General features: G+C 72.2%; 17 protein-coding genes. 12 read left to right on the top strand and 5 right to left on the bottom strand.

What is annotated here, in order from left to right:
* The first annotated feature begins 130 nt into the window (after nt 1-130).
* The gene (locus tag AB0G52_RS10995) at nt 131-985 is read left to right on the top strand and encodes a hypothetical protein (protein ID WP_361335846.1); all 855 of its coding nucleotides are present in this window, start codon (nt 131-133) and stop codon (nt 983-985) included.
* A gap of 103 nt (nt 986-1,088) precedes the next feature.
* Here the strand turns inward: AB0G52_RS10995 and disA are convergent, their stop codons facing one another.
* Together disA and radA are read right to left on the bottom strand one after the other, a co-directional pair.
* On the bottom strand, nt 1,089-2,213 hold the full coding sequence (gene disA, locus AB0G52_RS10990) for a DNA integrity scanning diadenylate cyclase DisA (protein ID WP_132889339.1): 1,125 nt from the start codon (nt 2,211-2,213) through the stop codon (nt 1,089-1,091).
* Nucleotides 2,214-2,293: 80 nt separating this feature from the next.
* Entirely contained in the window at nt 2,294-3,703 is a 1,410-nt protein-coding gene (radA, locus tag AB0G52_RS10985; RefSeq protein ID WP_132889338.1) for a DNA repair protein RadA, read from the bottom strand.
* Between the two features lie 207 nt (nt 3,704-3,910).
* Between radA and AB0G52_RS10980 the strand changes: the two genes are divergently transcribed.
* Nucleotides 3,911-5,608 (top strand): hypothetical protein, encoded by a 1,698-nt coding sequence (locus tag AB0G52_RS10980; RefSeq protein WP_361335842.1) that lies wholly within the window; start codon nt 3,911-3,913, stop codon nt 5,606-5,608.
* A 118-nt stretch (nt 5,609-5,726) separates the two neighbouring features.
* Here AB0G52_RS10980 and AB0G52_RS10975 read toward each other — a convergent pair whose 3' ends face one another.
* The gene (locus AB0G52_RS10975) at nt 5,727-6,593 is read right to left on the bottom strand and encodes a hypothetical protein (RefSeq protein WP_132889335.1); all 867 of its coding nucleotides are present in this window, start codon (nt 6,591-6,593) and stop codon (nt 5,727-5,729) included.
* Between the two features lie 80 nt (nt 6,594-6,673).
* Here AB0G52_RS10975 and AB0G52_RS10970 point away from each other — a divergent pair, with 80 nt between their 5' ends.
* The 4 genes from AB0G52_RS10970 (at nt 6,674) to ilvD (ending at nt 11,138) form a co-directional block, all read left to right on the top strand.
* Nucleotides 6,674-7,606, top strand: coding sequence for a Ppx/GppA phosphatase family protein (locus tag AB0G52_RS10970; RefSeq protein ID WP_361335839.1), 933 nt, complete (start codon nt 6,674-6,676; stop codon nt 7,604-7,606).
* Nucleotides 7,607-7,694: 88 nt separating this feature from the next.
* On the top strand, nt 7,695-8,525 hold the full coding sequence (locus AB0G52_RS10965) for a sugar phosphate isomerase/epimerase (protein ID WP_132889331.1): 831 nt from the start codon (nt 7,695-7,697) through the stop codon (nt 8,523-8,525).
* Nucleotides 8,522-9,139, top strand: coding sequence for a TetR family transcriptional regulator (locus AB0G52_RS10960; protein ID WP_132889330.1), 618 nt, complete (start codon nt 8,522-8,524; stop codon nt 9,137-9,139). Before AB0G52_RS10965 ends, AB0G52_RS10960 begins: the two co-directional genes overlap by 4 nt.
* 145 nt (nt 9,140-9,284) lie before the next feature.
* On the top strand, nt 9,285-11,138 hold the full coding sequence (gene ilvD / locus AB0G52_RS10955) for a dihydroxy-acid dehydratase (RefSeq protein ID WP_132889329.1): 1,854 nt from the start codon (nt 9,285-9,287) through the stop codon (nt 11,136-11,138).
* Between the two features lie 65 nt (nt 11,139-11,203).
* On the opposite strand, the gene AB0G52_RS10950 is transcribed toward ilvD, so the two are convergent.
* Nucleotides 11,204-13,324 carry a serine/threonine-protein kinase gene (locus AB0G52_RS10950; protein ID WP_361335836.1) on the bottom strand — a complete coding sequence of 707 codons (2,121 nt, stop codon included), beginning with the start codon at nt 13,322-13,324 and terminating at the stop codon, nt 11,204-11,206.
* Nucleotides 13,325-13,504: 180 nt separating this feature from the next.
* Between AB0G52_RS10950 and AB0G52_RS10945 the strand changes: the two genes are divergently transcribed.
* From AB0G52_RS10945 to proC, 6 genes are all read left to right on the top strand, one after another.
* On the top strand, nt 13,505-13,825 hold the full coding sequence (locus AB0G52_RS10945) for an SH3 domain-containing protein (protein WP_132889327.1): 321 nt from the start codon (nt 13,505-13,507) through the stop codon (nt 13,823-13,825).
* Nucleotides 13,826-13,880: 55 nt separating this feature from the next.
* Complete coding sequence (locus AB0G52_RS10940; RefSeq protein ID WP_132889326.1) at nt 13,881-14,387, top strand: EamA/RhaT family transporter; 507 nt, start codon at nt 13,881-13,883, stop codon at nt 14,385-14,387.
* Nucleotides 14,388-14,478: 91 nt separating this feature from the next.
* A complete protein-coding gene (locus AB0G52_RS10935; RefSeq protein ID WP_361335832.1) occupies nt 14,479-15,276 on the top strand; it encodes a class I SAM-dependent methyltransferase in 798 nt (265 codons plus the stop codon).
* A gap of 86 nt (nt 15,277-15,362) precedes the next feature.
* On the top strand, nt 15,363-16,172 hold the full coding sequence (locus tag AB0G52_RS10930; RefSeq protein WP_132889324.1) for an ABC transporter ATP-binding protein: 810 nt from the start codon (nt 15,363-15,365) through the stop codon (nt 16,170-16,172).
* Entirely contained in the window at nt 16,169-16,951 is a 783-nt protein-coding gene (locus tag AB0G52_RS10925; RefSeq protein WP_361335829.1) for an ABC transporter permease, read from the top strand. The genes AB0G52_RS10930 and AB0G52_RS10925 overlap by 4 nt, the downstream gene beginning before the upstream one ends.
* Nucleotides 16,952-17,054: 103 nt before the next feature.
* Nucleotides 17,055-17,867 carry a pyrroline-5-carboxylate reductase gene (proC, locus tag AB0G52_RS10920; RefSeq protein ID WP_132889322.1) on the top strand — a complete coding sequence of 271 codons (813 nt, stop codon included), beginning with the start codon at nt 17,055-17,057 and terminating at the stop codon, nt 17,865-17,867.
* A gap of 30 nt (nt 17,868-17,897) precedes the next feature.
* On the opposite strand, the gene trpS is transcribed toward proC, so the two are convergent.
* On the bottom strand, nt 17,898-18,944 hold the full coding sequence (gene trpS / locus AB0G52_RS10915) for a tryptophan--tRNA ligase (RefSeq protein ID WP_361335825.1): 1,047 nt from the start codon (nt 18,942-18,944) through the stop codon (nt 17,898-17,900).
* Nucleotides 18,945-19,608: the final 664 nt, after the last annotated feature.

Below are 19,608 nucleotides of genomic sequence, written 5' to 3'. Positions count from 1 at the left end.
GGAGTTGACGGCGTCGACAGCGAAGAAGAGCCGGGCTGACGGGAGTTGCCGGAATGATGATCCGGAAAAGTTGAGGTTCGGGCGGCGGGTGGGGCGAGGAAGCGCATGGATCTCTCGTACAGTTTGCGCCGTGGGATCTCTGCGCAATCCGGTCGGGCCGCTTCCCTCCTCCATCTACTGGCGACGGAGGGCCGTCATGCTGTCCGCGGTCGTCGTGCTGGCGCTGCTGATCGCATGGATCGTGACGTCGGGCGGCGGGGGCGGCAAGAAGGGCGCCGACGGGTCCAACGGCAAGAATCCCGTGTCCACCATCACGCCGGGCCCCTCCGGCAGCGGGCCCGCGATCAGCCAGGCCCCCGGCGGACGGGACGAGTCGAGCGGGGGCGGGTCGGGATCCGGGTCCGGCGGCGGTGCCGGTGCCGGCTCGGGTACGGGCGACGGGAGTTCGGGCGGTACGGGAGGCGGCTCGACGTCGGGCTCGTCGGGTTCCGCCGGTTCGGCCGGTGCCTCGGCCGGCTCGGGCGGCGACGTGACCTCCGGCTCCGGCGGTACGGTCGCCTCGCTGCCGGGGTCGTCCGCCCTCCCCAACTGCACCGCGGGCGCGGTGACGTTGACCTTGAAGAGCCTGCACAACTCGTACTCGCCGGAGCAGACGCCGACCTTCGAACTCGCGGCGAAGAACACCTCGTCCGGTGACTGCAAGATCGATCTCGGCCCGAAGAACGCGGTGTTGACGATCACCGCGTCGTCCGCGGACAACAGCTACTGGTCCTCCGCCGACTGCCCGAGGACGGCGGGGAACCGGTGGTACCGGGTGCCGGCCGGCAGCACCATCACGTACACCCTGAAGTGGGACCGCAAGCCGAGCGCGGCCCAGTGCGCGACGCCCCCGGCGGGATCGGCCGGCGCGGGTACGTACCTCCTGCAGGCGGCGGTCCCGGGCTACCCGAAGGCCCAGGCGTCGTTCGTCCTGTCGGCGGACTAGGGGCGCCCCGCAAGGGGCGCGAGGAACTGCGCGATCGGCCCCCACCGGGCCGCGGTCGCCGTACCGCCCCAACCGCCCCAACCGCCCGAGCCGGCAGGCGAAATCAGACGTACCGCTCAAGAATCGAGGACTCCGCCAACCGCGACAGTCCCTCGCGCACACTCCGCGCCCGGGCCTCCCCGACCCCGTCCACCGTCTGGAGGTCGTCCACACTCGCGGCGAGCAGCTTCTGCAAGCCCCCGAAGTGCTCCACCAGCCGGTCGATGATCGCCCCCGGCAGCCGAGGCACCTTCGCCAGCAGCCGGAAGCCGCGCGGCGACACCGCCGAGTCCAGCGCCTCCGGCGATCCCGTGTACCCCAGCGCCCGCGCCACGGTCGGCATCTCCAGCAGCTCCGCATGGCTCAGGGCGTCCAGTTCGGAGAGCGCCTCGTCGACCGTGCGGGACCGCTTCGCCGTCGGCTCGGGCACGTAGTCCCGGACCACCAGCTCACGCTCGGGCTCGACGCCCGCGATCAACTCGTCCAGCTGGAGGGCCAGGAGCCGCCCGTCGGTGCCCAGTTCGACCACGTACTCGGCGATCTCCGTGGCGATCCGGCGGACCATCTCCAGGCGCTGGGCGACGGCGGACACGTCCCGGACCGTCACCAGGTCCTCGATCTCCAGCGCCGACAGCGTCCCGGCGACCTCGTCCAGGCGGAGCTTGTACCGCTCCAGGGTCGCGAGCGCCTGGTTGGCGCGGGAGAGGATCGCGGCCGAGTCCTCCAGGACCCGGCGCTGCCCGGCGACGTAGAGGGCGATCAGCCGCATCGACTGGGAGACCGAGACCACCGGGAAGCCGACCTGCTTGGAGACCCGGTCCGCCGTCCGGTGCCGGGTGCCCGTCTCCTCCGTCGGGATCGTCGCGTCCGGGACGAACTGGACACCCGCCCGCAGGATCTTCGACAGGTCGGAGGAGATCACGATCCCCCCGTCGAGTTTGCACAGTTCGCGCAGCCGGGTCGCCGTGAACTCGACGTCCAGCACGAAACCGCCCGTGCACATCGCCTCGACCGTCTTGTCGAAGCCGAGCACGATGAGCCCGCCCGTGTTGCCGCGCAGGACCCGCTCCAGGCCGTCCCGCATGCCGGTGCCCGGAGCCACGGCGCTCAGCGAGGCGCGCATCAGGCCCTCGGAACCGGCACTCCCGCCGGACTTTCCGGGAGCCGATGCCCGGTCGTTGGCTGCCACTGCACTCCTCCGGTCGCAGGTTCTGAGGCGCTGCCGCACCCGCACTCGGTTCGTACGGACGGGCGAGACCAGGGCAAAGTCTACCGGCGCTCCTCCGCCTCCCGTGGGGCCTCCCGGCGACGGGAGCGCGGCAGCACCCGCAGCGCGTCCCCCATGTCGGCGACCTCCAGGACCTTCATGCCCGGCGGGACCTTGCCGGGATCGCCCGGCACGAGCGCGTGCGTGAAGCCGAGCCGGTGCGCCTCCGAGAGCCTGCGCTGGACGCCGGTGACCCGTCTGACCTCGCCCGCGAGGCCGACTTCACCGATGGCGACGAGGTTCTTGGGAAGCGGGGTGTCACTGGCGGCGGAGGCCAGCGCGAGGGCGATGGCCAGATCGGCGGCGGGCTCGGAGAGCTTCACCCCGCCGACCGTCGCGGAGTAGATGTCCCGCTTGCCGAGCGCGCTGATCCGGCCGCGCTGCTCCAGCACCGCCAGCATCATCGAGACCCGGGAGGTCTCCAGACCGGAGGTGGTCCGGCGCGGGGAGGGGATCTGCGAGTCCACCGTGAGCGCCTGGACCTCGGCGACCAGCGGGCGGCGGCCCTCCAGGGTCACGGTCAGGCAGGTGCCCGGCACCGGTTCGTCGCGCCGGGTCAGGAAGAGTCCGCTCGGGTCGGCGAGACCGGTGATGCCCTCGTCGTGCAGTTCGAAGCAGCCGACCTCGTCGGTGGCGCCGTACCGGTTCTTGACGCCGCGGACCAGGCGCAGGCGCGCGTGCCGGTCGCCCTCGAAGTGCAGGACGACGTCCACCAGGTGTTCCAGCAGCCGCGGTCCCGCGATCGCGCCGTCCTTCGTGACATGGCCCACCAGGAGCGTGGACATGCCCCGCTCCTTGGAGGCGCGGATGAGGGCGCCGGCCACCTCCCGCACCTGGGCCATCCCGCCGGGCGCGCCGTCGATCTCCGGGGAGGCGACCGTCTGCACCGAGTCCAGGATCAGCAGCGACGGCTTCACCGCGTCCAAGTGGCCGAGGACGGCGGCCAGGTCGGTCTCGGCGGCCAGGTACAGGTGGTCGTCGATGGCACCGATGCGGTCCGCGCGGAGGCGGACCTGGCTCGCGGACTCCTCACCGGTGACGTAGAGGGTGCGGTGCTCGTCGCTCGCCGACTTGGCCGCCACGTCCAGCAGGAGCGTGGACTTGCCGACGCCGGGCTCGCCCGCCAGCAGCACGACCGCGCCGGGGACCAGGCCGCCGCCGAGGACCCGGTCCAGCTCGGGCACGCCGGTGGTGCGGGCGGTGGCCTGACGGCCGTCGACCTGGCCGATCGGCACCGCGGAGGTGGTGACCCGGCCGGGTGCCGTCGTACGGACCGCGGGCGTGCCGTACTCCTCGATCGTCCCCCAGGCCTGGCACTCGGGGCAGCGGCCGAGCCACTTGGCCGTCTGCCAGCCGCACTCGGTGCAGCGGTACGACGGGCGGTCCTTGGCGGTCTTGGTACGGGTGGCCATGCGGAAACCGTAGCCCCCGCCACCGACAACGGGTCCTGGGTGGCTCCTGTGACGGGTGTGGGTGGACCGGTCCCGGCCATGCCCCGTCGGGAACGAGCCACCGAATCGAGGCCTCCTGTCCCCTATTGAGGGATCGTTTCACCCGTACGGATTAAAAGTGCTCAAGCCGCAAGAAGGGACGTTACGCCGCCGCCTACGGTCGCACGGGTGATGAGCAGCACTCCGGAGACCTCGACCCGCACGACCGGTGCACACCGCGCGCACCGGGAGGCGCACGCGGCGCGCGACCGTACGGCGGCGCGCGCGCTGGCGCAGCGACCGGCCGCGCGCTACGAGCCGTACCTCGACGGGCTGTTCACCTACTGCCTCTCGGTGCTCTGCGACCACGACGCGGCCACCGCCGCCCTCGGAGACGTCCTCGCCCTCGCCGAGCGGCGCGGCCAGCGCGTCCCGCAGGCCGCCGGGGACCGCAGGGCCTGGCTGTACGCACTGGCCCGCTGGGCCTGTCTGCGCGGGCTGGCCCAGGCCAAGCAGAAACGTCAGGCCACCCACGCGGCGGGCCGCCACATCGCCCCCGAACCGCAGGTCCCCACCGACGACCAGGAACAGCGGCGCCGCGAACTCGCCCTGCTCGCCTGGCCCGAGGCGGCCGGCACCACCCCCGAGCAGCGCGAGGCGCTCGAACTCGCGGTACGCCACCACCTCACCGTCGAGGAGGTCGCCGCCGTCCTCGGCATGGACCTCGCCGGCGCCCGCGAACTGCTCGCCTCCGCCGCCTGCGAGGTGGAACGCACCCGCGCGGCCCTCGCCGTCGTCGAGACCGGCGGCTGCCCGAGCGTGTCCCACCTCACCGGGGACAGTCAGCTGGTGCTCAGCAGCGCCCTGCGCCGGGAACTGGTCCGGCACGTCGACGACTGCCCGCGCTGCCGCCGCACCGCCGAACGCGCGGCCCCCGGCCGGTGGCCCGGCGCGATGACCACCCCCGCGGAACTGCCCGTCCTCGAGGCGCCCCGCGCGGACCTGCACCGGGCGATGGCACACCGGCCACGCGCGCGCGGGGCGGCGCTGCCGCGCTTCGACCGGCGCGGCTTCCCGATGGACCCCAAGGACCGCGCGGCCCGCCGGGACCGGCTGCGCGCGCGTGCCGTCACGACGACCGTCGTGGCGACGGTGGTGGCGGCGCCGGTGCTCGCCCTGTGGGCCGCCTACCGGGGCTCGCCGACGGGGGAGGGGCAGGACGGGCCGTCCGCGACCGCACGGGAGGCCGCCGGCTCCGGCGTCCTGGGCGGTGGAGCCGGCACCGGGGGCGGCGGGTACGAGAACGCGGGGAACGCCGGACCCGGACCGCGGATCGGCGGGGGCGGGAAGGCCGACGTGTCGGTGGAGGTGATCAGCGTGCTGGGGGCCGGCCGGAAGCAGGCCGGCGCGGGGCACCTCACCGTGACGGCCGAGAGCGACGGCGACACGACCCTGGTCACGCTCGCGGCGGGCGGGGACGCGCCGGTGCGGTGGTCGCTGTCCACCTCGACGGGGTGGCTGTACTTCTCCCGGTCCTCGGGCACGCTGCGGCCGGGCGAGTCGTCCACGGTCAAGGTGTACGTCGACCATCTGCGGGAGCCGTCGGGGCACTGGAGCGCGCGGGTGGCGGTGGCGCCCGCGGGGGCGGTGGTGTCGATCGACGGGTACGGGATGGCTCCGCCGTCCCGCCGGGGCCCCAAGCCGCCCCCTTCGCAGGGACCGACGCCGACACCGACGGCCACCACCCCCACCCAGCCGCCGCCCCCGGCCGGCGACCCCCCACCGTCAACCCCGTCCCCGACCCCGACCGAATCGGACCCCAGCACTCCCACCCCGTCGGCTTCACCCACCCCCTCCGACACCGGGACCCCTCCGCCGCCCCAGTGACCCCGCCCCTTCCGAACGGCCCCGCCGCGACGGTGCTCGGCCACGGCGGCGGAGGGCGGCGGTGCCGGGCCGGGCCGTGGCCGCCTTGGCCGCCGTGGTGGCCGTGGTTGCCCGTGTGTCAGTCGGTGGGGTCTGCCGGGTGGGGGGCCAGGAGCGGCAGCTGGGAGGACAGGCGCTGCTCGCAGAGTTCCACCAGACGGTCGTAGCCCGCCTTGCCCATCAGTTCGGTCAGTTCGGGGCGGTACGAGACGTACACCGGGTCGCCCGCGCCGTGCGCCGACGTCGCCGACGTGCACCACCAGTGGAGGTCGTGGCCGCCCGGACCCCACCCCCTGCGGTCGTACTCGCCGATCGAGATCTGCAGGACGCGGGTGTCGTCGGGGCGGTCGATCCAGTCGTAGGTCCGGCGGATCGGCAGCTGCCAGCAGACGTCCGGCTTGGTCTCCAGCGGCTCCCGGCCCTCCTTCAGAGCCAGGATGTGCAGCGAGCAGCCCGCGCCCCCCGCGAACCCGGGACGGTTCTGGAAGATGCACGAGCCCTGGAAGGGACGCGTCTGGCGGGAACCCTCCTCGTCCTCCGCGACCCAGCCGTCCCGCGTGCCCTCGGCATGGTGCTGCCAGATCTCCGGCGTGAGCCGCGCCACGTGCTCGGCGACCCGCTTCTCGTCGTCCTCGTCGGAGAAGTGCGCGCCCAGCGTGCAGCAGCCGTCGTCCGCGCGGCCCGCCTGGATGCCCTGGCAGCCGCTGCCGAAGACGCAGTTCCAGCGGGAGGTCAGCCAGGTCAGATCGCAGCGGAACACCTGCTCGTCGTCCGCCGGATCAGGGAACTCCACCCACGCGCGCGGGAAGTCGAGCCCCTTCTCGTCCGCGGCCAGGGCCTTCTTGGACAGCTTCGGCGTCTTCGACGGCCGCGGCGGCTTCACCCGCGAAGAACCCTCGGCTGATTTGGCGCCCTTGTGGTCCTTCGTCTTGTTCGTCTTTGGCACCCGTCCAGGGTAAGTCGCCGAAGGTCCCCGCGGGGACTGCTCGACACCCGCTCCCAGCAGCGTTCCGTACAGTTCCGTACATGAGACTCGGTGTCCTCGACGTGGGATCTAACACGGTGCATCTGCTGGTGGTGGACGCACACCCCGGCGCGCGCCCGCTGCCGGCGCACTCGCACAAGTCGGAGCTGCGCCTCGCCCAGCTCCTCGACGGCAACGGCGCGATCGGCCCCGACGGGGTCGAGAAACTGGTCGCTGTCGTCAAGGACGCCCTGCAGGCCGCCGAGGACAAGGGCGTCGAGGACCTGCTGCCCTTCGCCACCTCCGCCGTACGCGAGGCCAGCAACGCCGACGACGTCCTCGCGCGCGTGCAGGCCGAGACCGGCGTCGAGCTCCAGGTCCTCACCGGCGCCGAGGAGGCCCGGCTGACCTTCCTCGCCGTACGCCGCTGGTTCGGCTGGTCCGCCGGAAAGCTGCTGGTCCTGGACATCGGCGGCGGCTCCCTCGAGGTCGCCTACGGCATCGACGAGGAACCGGACACGGCGGTCTCCCTCCCGCTCGGCGCCGGCCGGCTCACCGCGGGCTGGCTCCCCGGCGACCCGCCGGCCGCCGACGACATACGGGCCCTGCGCCGCCATGTCCGCGCCGAGATCGCCCGCACGGTCGGCGAGTTCAGCCGCTTCGGCGCCCCGGACCACGTGGTCGCCACCTCCAAGACGTTCAAGCAGCTGGCCCGCATCGCCGGCGCGGCCCGTTCCGCCGAGGGCCTCTACGTGCAGCGCGAACTCAAGCGGAACTCCCTGGAGACCTGGGTCCCGAGGCTGGCGGCCATGAACACGGCACAGCGCGCCGCGCTCCCGGGGGTGTCGGAGGGCCGGGCGAACCAGCTGGTGGCGGGCGCCCTGGTGGCGGAGGCCGCGATGGACCTGTTCGGGGTGGAGAGCGTGGAGGTCTGCCCGTGGGCGTTGCGGGAAGGCGTGATCCTGCGGCGACTTGATCACATGGGTTCGGCGTAGCCGCTCCGGGGGCGCGGAGCATGGCGGTGGTCACAACGGCGAGCAGCCGCCCCGTGCCCACCCGCCCGCACCCCGTAACCTGTCCCTCGTGGCAAATCCAAGGGACGTCGTCCGCATCCCGGATGCGAAGGTCGCGCTCTCCACGGCCTCCGTGTACCCGGAGTCGACGGCGACGGCCTTCGAGATCGCCGCACGCCTCGGCTACGACGGCGTGGAGGTCATGGTCTGGACCGACCCGGTCAGCCAGGACATCGAGGCCCTGCGCAGGCTCAGCGACTACCACCGCATCCCGATCCTCGCCGTGCACGCCCCCTGTCTGCTGATCACCCAGCGGGTCTGGTCCACCGACCCCTGGGTCAAGCTCCAGCGGGCCCGGGCCGCCGCCGAGAAACTGGGCGCCTCCACGGTCGTCGTCCATCCCCCGTTCCGCTGGCAGCGCCAGTACGCCCGCGACTTCGTCGAGGGGATCTGGCGGATGGCCGACGAGACGGACGTACGGTTCGCGGTGGAGAACATGTACCCGTGGCGCTACCGCGACCGCGAGATGCTCGCGTACGCCCCCGACTGGGACGTCACCAAGGACGACTACCGGCACTTCACGATCGACCTCAGCCATGCCGCGACGTCCCGCGTGGACGCCCTGGCCATGCTCGACCGCATGAGCGACCGGCTCGGCCACGTCCACCTCGCCGACGGCCGCGGCTCCGCCAAGGACGAGCACCTGGTGCCGGGACGCGGCACCCAGCCCTGCGCCGAGCTGCTGGAGCGCCTCGCGCTCACCGGCTTCGACGGGCACGTCGTCATCGAGGTCAACACCCGGCGCGCGATGTCCGGCGCGGAGCGCGAGGCCGACCTCGCGGAGGCGCTGGCCTTCACCCGCCTGCATCTGGCCTCCGCGGTGCGGGTGCCCCGCCGATGACCGACGCCGACCACGGCCCCGGCGCCCGCCGCCGTGGCCGGCCGCCGCGCACCGAGTCGGCCGGCACCCGGGACCGCATCCTCGCCGCCGCCCGCGAGGAGTTCTCCGAACGGGGCTACGAGAAGACGTCCGTACGCGGCATCGCCAAGGCGGCCGGGGTCGACTCCGCCCTGGTCCACCACTACTTCGGCACCAAGGAACAGATCTTCGAGGCCGCCATCTCGGTCGTCTTCGCCCCCGCGCTGAACGCGCCCGCCGCGCTCGCCGACGGCCCGCCGGACGGCGTCGGCGAACGCCTGACCCGCTTCGTCCTCGGTGTCTGGGAGAACCCCACCACCCGTACGCCCCTGCTGGCGATCGTCCGCTCCGCCGTCAACAACGAGACCGCGGCCGCTGTCTTCCGCCGCCTGATCGCCACCCAGCTGCTGCGCCGGATCGCCGGACAGGTGGACCTCCCGGACGCGGAGCTGCGCGCCGAACTGGCGGCCGCGCAACTGGTCGGCTGCGCGATGCTGCGCTATGTGATCAAGGTGGAGCCGCTGGCGTCGGCGGACCTGGAGCAGATCGTGGCGCGGGTCGCTCCGGTGGTGCAGGGGCACTTGACTGCTCCCTGACCGCGTCCCCGGTCCGGCCGGTCACCGGCCTGCCCGCTGGGACATCCTGAGACATCCGTCCCGCATTCCGGACGGCGCGTCCCGAGCCGTGGGCAACGGGCGTACGCTCGTCAGCAGCCCTATCTGTCTGAAGGAGCGAGCGACGATGCCCGAGCTGAGGTCACGCACTGTCACCCACGGTCGCAACATGGCGGGCGCCCGCGCCCTTATGCGCGCCTCCGGTGTACCCGGTGCGGACATCGGCCGCAAGCCGATCATCGCCGTCGCGAACTCCTTCACGGAGTTCGTGCCGGGCCACACCCACCTCCAGCCGGTCGGCCGGATCGTCTCCGAGGCGATCACGGAGGCCGGCGGCATCCCGCGCGAGTTCAACACGATCGCCGTGGACGACGGCATCGCGATGGGCCACGGCGGCATGCTGTACTCCCTGCCCTCCCGCGACCTGATCGCGGACTCGGTCGAGTACATGGTCGAGGCGCACTGCGCCGACGCCCTGGTCTGCATCTCCAACTGCGACAAGATCACCCCGGGCATGCTGATGGCCGCCCTGCGCCTGAACATCCCGACGGTCTTCGTCTCCGGCGGACCCATGGAGGCCGGCCGAGCGACCCTGGTGGACGGCACGGTCCGCACCCTCGACCTCGTCGACGCGATCTCCGACGCGGTGAACGACAAGATCTCCGACGAGGACATCCTCCGCATCGAGGAGAACGCCTGCCCGACCTGCGGCAGCTGTTCCGGCATGTTCACCGCCAACTCGATGAACTGCCTGACCGAGGCGATCGGTCTCTCCCTCCCCGGCAACGGCTCGGTCCTGGCCACCCACACGGCCCGCAAGCAGCTCTATGTGAACGCGGCCCGCACGGTCATGGACATCACCCGCCGCTACTACGAGCAGGACGACGACACGGTCCTGCCCCGCTCCGTCGCCACCTTCGCGGCCTTCGAGAACGCGATGGCGCTGGACATCGCGATGGGCGGCTCGACCAACACGATCCTGCACCTGCTGGCGGCCGCCCAGGAGGCGGGCGTCCCCTTCGGCCTGAACGAGATCGACGCGGTCTCCCGCCGGGTCCCCTGCCTCGCGAAGGTCGCCCCGAACGTGGCCAAGACCCGCACCTACTACATGGAGGACGTGCACCGCGCCGGCGGCATCCCCGCCCTCCTCGGCGAACTGCACCGCGGCGGCCTCCTCAACGAGGACGTGCACTCCGTCCACAGCCCCTCCCTGGCGGACTGGCTGAAGACCTGGGACGTGCGGGGCGGCTCCCCGTCCCCCGAGGCCGTGGAGCTGTGGCACGCGGCCCCCGGCTGTGTCCGCTCCGCCGAGGCCTTCTCCCAGTCCGAGCGCTGGGAGGCCCTGGACGAGGACGCGGCGGAAGGCTGCATCCGCAGCGTCGAGCACGCCTACTCCAAGGACGGCGGCCTCGCGGTCCTCAAGGGCAACCTGGCCGTCGACGGCTGCGTGGTGAAGACGGCCGGCGTCGACGAGTCCATCTGGACCTTCGAGGGCCCCGCGGTCGTCTGCGAGTCGCAGGAGGAGGCCGTCGAGAAGATCCTCAACAAGCAGGTCACGGACGGCGACGTGGTCGTGATCCGCTACGAGGGCCCCAAGGGCGGCCCCGGCATGCAGGAGATGCTCTACCCGACGTCCTTCCTCAAGGGCCGCGGCCTCGGCAAGACCTGCGCCCTGATCACCGACGGCCGCTTCTCCGGCGGCACGTCGGGCCTCTCCATCGGCCACGCCTCCCCCGAGGCGGCCTCCGGCGGCACGATCGCCCTCGTCGAGGACGGCGACCGCATCCGCATCGACATCCCGAACCGCACGATCGAGCTCCTCGTCGACGAGGCCGAGCTGTCCCGCCGCGAGCAGGCCCTGAACGGCGCGTACGCCCCGAAGAACCGCGAGCGCAAGGTCTCGGCGGCGCTCCGGGCCTACGCGGCGATGGCCACCAGCGCCGACAAGGGCGCGGTCCGCGACGTGTCCAAGCTGGGCTGAACCCCGACGGGTTGACCAGGGGCCGCCTCCCGCACGGGAGCGGCCCCTGCTCCGTCCCTACGACGTCACCAGCCCCGCGGATCCCGCGCGTCCACGGCGAACACGGTGCCGTCGGGGGCGGTGGCGTAGACGTGGGCGTCGAGGATCAGCGGAGCCGGCAGCGACGCCGTGACCTCACTCGCGTTCGCGCCGAGCCGCGCCGGGGTCTGGCCGGCCAGGGTCCCCTTGCGGGCGTCGGCGGCGAGCAGGCGTCCGTCGGCCGCGGTGAAGTAGACGTACCGGCCGTCGGTCACGGGCGCCGAGCCCCGGCTCACCGAGGTCTGGAGCGACCAGAGCTGTTTGCCGCTCTCCACGTCGACGGACTCCAGCGAACCGCCGGCGGACAGCAGACTGACCACGTCACCGCGCACCGTGGCCCCCGGCGCCACCCGGGGCACCGGCAGCGCCACCCGACGGTTCGCTCCGGAGGCCGGGGTGTAGCGCACGACCCCGTCCGTCTCCCCGGCGGAGGTCTTCACGGACAGCAGGAACAGGGACCCGCCCGCACTGCCGACCGGCCGCAGATCCCCTGCCAGCCGGGCCTCCCATCGCTCGGCGCCGGTGGCCGGATCGAGCGCGGTGACCACGGTGTGCGTGCCGTGGTCGGAGGTGCTGGACGCGTAGACCAGCGGATCTCCGGCGAACGCGTCCAGGGACGGCGCGCCGCCACCTGACAGCGGCCGGCTCCACCGCGTACGGCCGGACCCGCTGTCCACGCCGCTGAGCACCCCGTCGGACCCGACCGCCACCAGCATGCTCCGGGTGGCCTCCAGGCTCTGGGACGCGGGAAGGTCCAGCGTCCACCGCGACGAACCCGAGGCGGGATCCAGGGCTTCGACGTGCCGGCCCCCGTCCGTCGGCAACAGCAGCAGCCCGCCCGACAGGAACGGCGAGCCGCTCGTACGCTCCTCCACGACCCTGTGCCGCCACAGCAGATGTCCGTCGGCAGGGTCGAGGGCGAAGGCCAGACCCGACCGGAAACACAGCAGCTTCCCGGCCCCGGCCACGCAGTGCGGCATCCCGGTGCCGTCCTTGGTCCCCGCGTCCGCCTGCCACGCCTCGAACGCGGTCGTGGTGCCATGTCCGGTGCTGCCCACGGGCTTCGGATCGCTGTCCCCGGGCCACAGCGCCGAGCCGACCAGGCCGCCCAGGACCAGGACGCCCGACCCGGCGGCGAAGGCCACCCGCCGCCGGGTGGCCTGCCACGGCCCTCGCGCTTTCGGCTCCGGCGCGGCGGGGGACGGCGCCTCCGGCGCATCACCGACGCCGTCCCCGTCCTTGATCCGCTGTGCCGGTATGAACGCCTGCGTGTCGTACGACGCGGCCAACGACCTGATCTCCCGCATCAGTTCGTCGGGCGTCGGCCGGTCCTCGGGCTCCTTGGCGAGGCACCGCAGCACCAGCGGAGCCAACTCCTCCGGCACCCCGGTGATGTCCGGCTCGTCATGCACGACCTGGTAGGCGACGACATACGGACTGTCCGAGTCGAAAGGACCCCGCCCGGTCGACGCGTGCACCAGCACCGACCCCAGCGCGAAGATGTCCGCGGCGGGCCCCACCTCACGCGGCCGCCGGAACTGCTCGGGCGCCATGAACGGCGGGGTGCCTATCAACTTGCCGGTCTCGGTGCGCAGCTCGCTGTCTTTCGGCCGGGAGATCCCGAAGTCGATGACCTTGGGACCGTCCTCGGCGAGCAGCACGTTGCTCGGCTTGAGATCCCGGTGCACCACGCCGACCCGGTGGATGTCGCCCAGCGCCTCCGCCAGCCCCGCCATCAGTCGGCGCAACTGGGCGGGGGACATCGGCCCGTTCCGCTTCACATGCTCGGAGAGCGTCGGGCCGGGAATGAAGAGGGTGGCCATCCACGGCCGTTCGGCCTCCGGATCGGCATCCACGACGGGAGCGGTGAAGGCACCGCTGACCTTGCGCGCGGCGGCCACCTCCTGCCGGAAACGCCCCCTGAACTCACGGTCCTTGGCGAACTCGGCATGCACGACCTTCACCGCGAGCTTCAGCCCCGAGGTGCTGCGGGCCAGATGCACCACGCCCATGCCACCCGAGCCCAGGCAGGACTCCAGGCGGTAGTGCCCGGCGTACTCGGGAAGTTCCGCTTCCGCGCCCGCTCCGGTGTTGCGCTGTGGCGTCAAGGGACCACCCCCGTGCTGTTTCCGCGGAGCGCGACGCACGGAGCCTAGTCGATGACTCGTGCGACACAGAGGCGGCTTGCTAGCCTCCGCGTTCGAGTTGCGGACGGGTGTTTCGTGGCTCGATCCAGGGGAATCAACGGGACTCCATGGCACTCATGGGTCCAGTGGGGGGAGTACCACATGTCTGTCGAGCACGTGCAGGAAGCCGGGAGCAGCGGAGAGGGCGCGGCCGTGACCGCGTCGGCGGCATCCGTCGCGACATACGCGGTCGCGCCGGGCGTCCGCCTCAACGTCCGCAGCGGCCCCGGCACCAACTACAGCATCACGCGGACCCTCCCCGAGGGCACCCGCGTCCCCATCTTCTGCCAGACTCCCGGCACCACGGTCTCCGGTTACTACGGCACGTCGAACATCTGGGACAACATCGACAACGGCGAATACGTCTCGGACACCTACGTCCACACCGGCAGCGACGGCTACGTGGCCGACCGCTGCGGCTGAGCCCGCACCAGCCCCGGACCGGAGCCCGCGGCACCCCCGGCGCCATAATCGTCCCGTGAGCGACGAAACAGGCACCCCGGACGGCCCCGCGGGCTCCGCCGGCGGCCCCCGCCCCGAGCCCCTCCGCTTCTTCGGCACGTCCTGGGTGCACCACGACGACGGCTACACCGCCCGCCGCACCGGCGTCGCCATCGGCTCGCTCGCCGCCGCCGTCGCCTCCTGCCTGGTCCTGCGCCTCGCCTACGAGGGCCTGCAGCTCGCCGACACCGGGACCTTCGTCACCGTCCTCGTCGTCGCGATGTTCGCCATCTGCAGCGCCCTCGCCTTCCGCACCACCTGGGACTCCTTCGGCAAGCGCCCCGACCCCGAACGCCAGGCCTCCCTGCGCGGTCTGCTCGCCATCGGCTTCGTCGGCTCCCTGCTCGCCTACTTCTTCCGCTCCCTCACCGAGGCCCCCGGCGAGAAACTCCACCGCGCCGAGTACGACACCGCCGTCCAGGAACACGAACGCCGCACCACCCGCCGCACGGGCAACCCCTCGAAGAAGAAGCGGAAGCGCTGAGCCCGCACGCACGGTGCGCCCCGTGCGCCACCCGAGCCGCCCGCTCGGAAATCCCCTGTCGCCCCCGCCCCGCCACCGGGACGATGACCGCATGACCACGAGCCAGTCACGCCCCCCGGCCCCCACCCCCTCCGACACCTCCCGCGCCCACTCCTTCAACGCCGCCGCGGCCCAGTACGCCGCGAACCGCCCCTCCTACCCGCCCGCCCTCCTCGACGCCGTCGAGGAAGAGGCCGGCCGGTCCCTCGCCGGGGCCACGGCGGTCGACGTCGGCGCGGGCACCGGCATCGCGACCGCCCTGCTGCACGCGCGCGGCGCCGACGTGCTCGCGGTGGAGCCGGGGGAGGGCATGGCGGCGCAGTTCCGGGCCACCCTTCCCGACATCCCGATCGTCCGCGGCGACGGCAACGCCCTCCCGCTCGCCGCCGACACCGCCGACTTCCTGACCTACGCCCAGGCCTGGCACTGGACCGACACCGCCCGCTCCGTGCCGGAGGCGCTGCGCGTCCTGCGTCCCGGCGGCGCGCTGGCGCTGTGGTGGAACACCACCCCCCTCGACGTCGACTGGATCGCCGCCCAGGACGACCGCCTGAGCCGCTTCTTCGGCGTGGCCACCGCCGCCGAGAAGCGCGGCACCGCCGACCGCACGGACCTCGCCGACCCCAGCGGCCGCCTCCGCTTCACCCGCCGCGAGGTCCGCTGGAGCCGCCGCGTCTCCGTCGACACCCACCTCGCCAACATCGGCAGCCACTCGGCGTTCCTGGTCATCCCCGAGGACCGCCGCACCGCCTTCCTCGCCGAGGAACGCTCCCACCTCCTGAAGGCCTTCCCGGACGCGGTCGTCGAGGAGACATACGACGTCCTCCTCCTCGTCGCCCGCAACGACTGAGCCGGACCGGGCGACGTGTCCTGGGTCGGCAGTGGTGCGCACCCCGCTCCTTGACGGCCCCCTCCCCCCGGCGCATTATTCATCACATGGTGAATTACTCGCCGGAGCCGCCCCAGGCCCCCGGCAGCACAGCCCTGCCCCCCGCCGTCCAGGCCACCGGCCTCGTCGTCACCCGCGGCCCCCGCACCGTCCTGCGCGGCCTCGACTTCACCGTCCCCCGAGGGCAGATCACCGGTCTGCTCGGACCCTCCGGCTGCGGCAAGTCGACCCTGATGCGAGCGATCGTCGGCACCCAGGCCAGGGTCACCGGCACCCTGGACGTCCTCGGCAGCCCCGCCGGCCACCCCACCCTGCGCACCCGCATCGGCTACGTCACGCAAGCCCCCTCCGTCTACGACGACCTGACCGTCCGCCAGAACCTCGACTACTTCGGCTCCGTCCTCGACCCCGCCCGTCCCACCGCCGACCGCCGCACCGACGTCGAACGCGTCCTCGGCGAAGTCGACCTCACCAGCCACGCCGACGCCCTCGCCGGCAACCTCTCCGGCGGCCAGCGCAACCGCGTCTCCCTGGCCGTCGCCCTGCTCGGCGCCCCCGAACTCCTCGTCCTCGACGAACCCACCGTCGGCCTCGACCCCGTCCTGCGCCGCGACCTCTGGCAGCTCTTCCACGCCATCGCCGCCGACCGCGGCGCCACCCTCCTCATCTCCTCCCACGTCATGGACGAGGCCGAGCGCTGCCACCGCCTCCTGCTCATGCGCGACGGCGAGATCCTCGCCGACGACAGCCCCGAAGCCCTCCGCACCCGCACCGGCTCCGACACCGTCGAAGCCGCCTTCCTCCACCTCGTCGACGCGGCGGCCGCCCAGTCCCGCGCAAAGGAAACGGCACGATGACCACCCAGCAGGCGACCACCCCGGCCGCACCCGTGAGCGTCCTCAACCTCTCCCGCACCACCGCCACCGCCGCCCGCGTCCTGCGCCAGCTCCGCCACGACCCCCGCACGATCGCGCTGCTGCTCCTCATCCCCTGCCTGATGCTGGTCCTGCTCCGCTACGTCTACGACGGCAGCCCGGGCACCTTCGACAACATCGGCGCCTCGCTCCTCGGGATCTTCCCGCTCATCACCATGTTCCTGGTGACCTCCATCGCCACCCTGCGCGAACGCACCTCCGGCACCCTCGAACGCCTCCTCGCCATGCCCCTCGGCAAGGCCGACCTCATCGCCGGCTACGCCCTCGCCTTCGGCATCCTCGCCATCGTCCAGTCGGCCCTGGCCACCGGCCTGGCCGTCTGGTTCCTGGGCCTCGACGTCACCGGCTCACCCTGGCTCCTGCTCCTGGTCGCCCTGCTCGACGCCCTGCTCGGCACGGCCCTCGGACTCTTCGTCTCGGCCTTCGCGGCCTCGGAATTCCAGGCGGTCCAGTTCATGCCCGCGGTGATCTTCCCCCAGCTCCTCCTCTGCGGCCTCTTCACCCCTCGCTCCGACATGCACCCCGTCCTGGAAGCCGTCTCCGACGCCCTGCCCATGTCCTACGCCGTCGACGGCATGAACGAGGTCCTCCACCACACCGACATGACCACGGCCTTCGTCAGGGACATCCTGATCGTCGCCGGCTGCGCCCTGCTCGTCCTGATCCTGGGAGCCGCCACCCTGAAGCGCCGCACGGACTAGCCACCGAGGACGTCGTACCCACGACGCGGCCAGGACACCGGCGCGCGTCCGTCCAGCGGACAGCCATCCCCGCCGCCCCGAGGCCGGTGCCAGACTGAACCGCATGAGTCAGAAAGTCGCAGTCCTCGGCACCGGCAAGATCGGCGAAGCCCTGCTCAGCGGGATGATCCGCGGCGGCTGGGCACCCGCCGACCTCCTGGTCACCACCCGCCGCCCCGAACGCGCCGAAGAACTCCGCGCCCGCCACGGAGTCACCCCGGTCACCAACGCCGAGGCCGCGAAGACCGCCGACACCCTGATCCTCACCGTCAAGCCCCAGGACATGGGCACCCTCCTCGACGAACTCGCCCCCCACCTGCCCGCCGACCGCCTCGTCATCAGCGGCGCCGCAGGCATCCCCACCTCCTTCTTCGAGGAGCGCCTCGCCACGGGCACCCCGGTCGTCCGCGTCATGACCAACACGCCGGCCCTCGTCGACGAGGCGATGTCCGTCATCTCCGCCGGCAGCCACGCCACCGCCGCCCACCTCGCCCACGCGGAGGAGATCTTCGGCGCCGTCGGCAAGACCCTGCGCGTCCCCGAGTCCCAGCAGGACGCCTGCACCGCCCTCTCCGGCTCGGGCCCGGCGTACTTCTTCTACCTGGTCGAGGCCATGACCGACGCCGGCATCCTGCTCGGCCTGCCCCGCGACAAGGCCCACGACCTGATCGTCCAGTCGGCGATCGGCGCCGCCGTGATGCTCCGCGACAGCGGCGAACACCCCGTCAAGCTCCGCGAGAACGTCACCTCCCCCGCCGGCACCACCATCAACGCCATCCGCGAACTGGAGAACCACGGCGTCCGGGCCGCCCTCATCGCAGCCCTGGAGGCAGCCCGCGACCGCAGCCGCGAGCTGGCCTCCGGCAACAAGGACTGAGGCCCGGGCCCACCCCAAGGGGACGGCGGACTACCGCGCCGCGTTCACCGCCGGCTCCGGTGCGGCCGTCCCCGAGAAGGCCCCCGGCGGCAGCAGCCCGATCGCCTGGTACGCCGTATCGACGATCGGCCGGGCGATCGCCCGCGCCTTGTCCGCCCCATGCCGCAGCACCTCCTCCACATAACCCGGATCGGCACACAACTCCCTGTGCCTGGCCTGCACGGGCCTCAGCACCTCCACCACCGCCTCCGCGGTGGCCCGCTTCAGAGCGCCGTACGAATCGTGAACGGCTGCCAGTGACTCAGGGTTCCCGTCCGTGCACGCAGCGAGAATCTCCAGGAGGTTCGCGACCCCCGGCCGCTCCTCCCGGTCGTACACGATCTCCCGCCCGCTGTCGGTCACCGCCCGCATGACCTTCTTCCGGATCACGTCCGGCTCGTCGAGCAGGTAGACGATCCCGGGCCCCGAGTCGTCGCTCTTCCCCATCTTCGACGTCGGATCCTGCAGGTTCATCACCCGCGCTGCGACGGTCGCCACCGTCGCCTTCGGCACCACGAACGTGTGCCCGTACCGCTGGTTGAACCGCACCGCCAGGTCCCGCGTCAGTTCCACGTGCTGCGTCTGGTCGTCGCCGACCGGAACCTCGTCCGCCCCGTACGCCAGGATGTCCGCGGCCATCAGCGCCGGATAGGTCAGCAGGGACAGCCGCACCCCGCGCCCCCGGGTCCCCTCGCTCGCGACCTTCTCCTTGTACTGGATCATCCGCCGCATCTCACCGTCCGTCGCCACGCACTCCATGAGGTACGACAGCCGGGTGTGCTCGTCGACGTGACTCTGGACGAACACGGTGCACAGCTCCGGATCCAGCCCCGCCGCCAGCAGCAGCGTCGCCGCCTGCCGGGTGAGCCTGCGCAACCGCGCCGGGTCGTGGTCCACGGTCATCCCGTGCAGATCCACGACGCAGAACACGGCGTCGGCCCGGTGCTGGTCCACCGCGGCCCACTGCCGCATGGCCCCCAGGTAGTTCCCCAGGGTCAGGTGCCCGGTCGGCTTGATCCCGCTGAAGACCCGTGTCATTCCTTCTCCACCTCCTGGCCGGAGCCGCCGTCCCGGGCGGCCGGCCCTCAGGAGTTCCGGAGGGAGAAACACGAACGGCCGCCGAGGCGGCGGCCGTTGGATACGTACGTGAGCGCGGCCGCCGTCAGGCGGCCCACCACTGCTGGGTACACGTACGCGTAGTCATGTCGGCCACCATACGCCGCCGGGATGCCGCGCTGCCGCAAGTTGACACACCCCGAGTGGCTACGTAGTGTTCTCCGAGTTGTCCGACGTGAGCGCCGACCCCGGTCGGTCCCCGGACAGCCATTCCGCAAGTACCAACCAGCAATCGGCGCCATGGTGTCGTGTTGCTTCGGCGTGCGTATTCGCGAAATGAGGAATCCACGTTCGAAAGGACGCGGCCCCCGATTAGCTCGGAGGCCGGGAATCCGCTAAAGTCTCACTCGTCGGAACGGCCCAACAGTCGGGATGACAAACCCCGCTGACTGGGGATCAGGGCCGAAAGGATCTGATAGAGTCGGAAGCGCCGGAAAGGGAAACGCGAGAGCGGGAACCTGGAAAGCACCGAGGAAATCGGATCGGAAAAAGATCTGATAGAGTCGGAAACGCAAGACCGAAGGGAAGCCCGGAGGAAAGCCCGAGAGGGTGAGTACAAAGGAAGCGACCGTTCCTTGAGAACTCA

The organism is Streptomyces sp. NPDC021562 (assembly GCF_040640875.1).
Lineage (GTDB): Bacteria > Actinomycetota > Actinomycetes > Streptomycetales > Streptomycetaceae > Streptomyces.
Note: the sequence above shows the minus strand (reverse complement) of the source record. Positions and strands in the feature narration are given on the sequence as shown.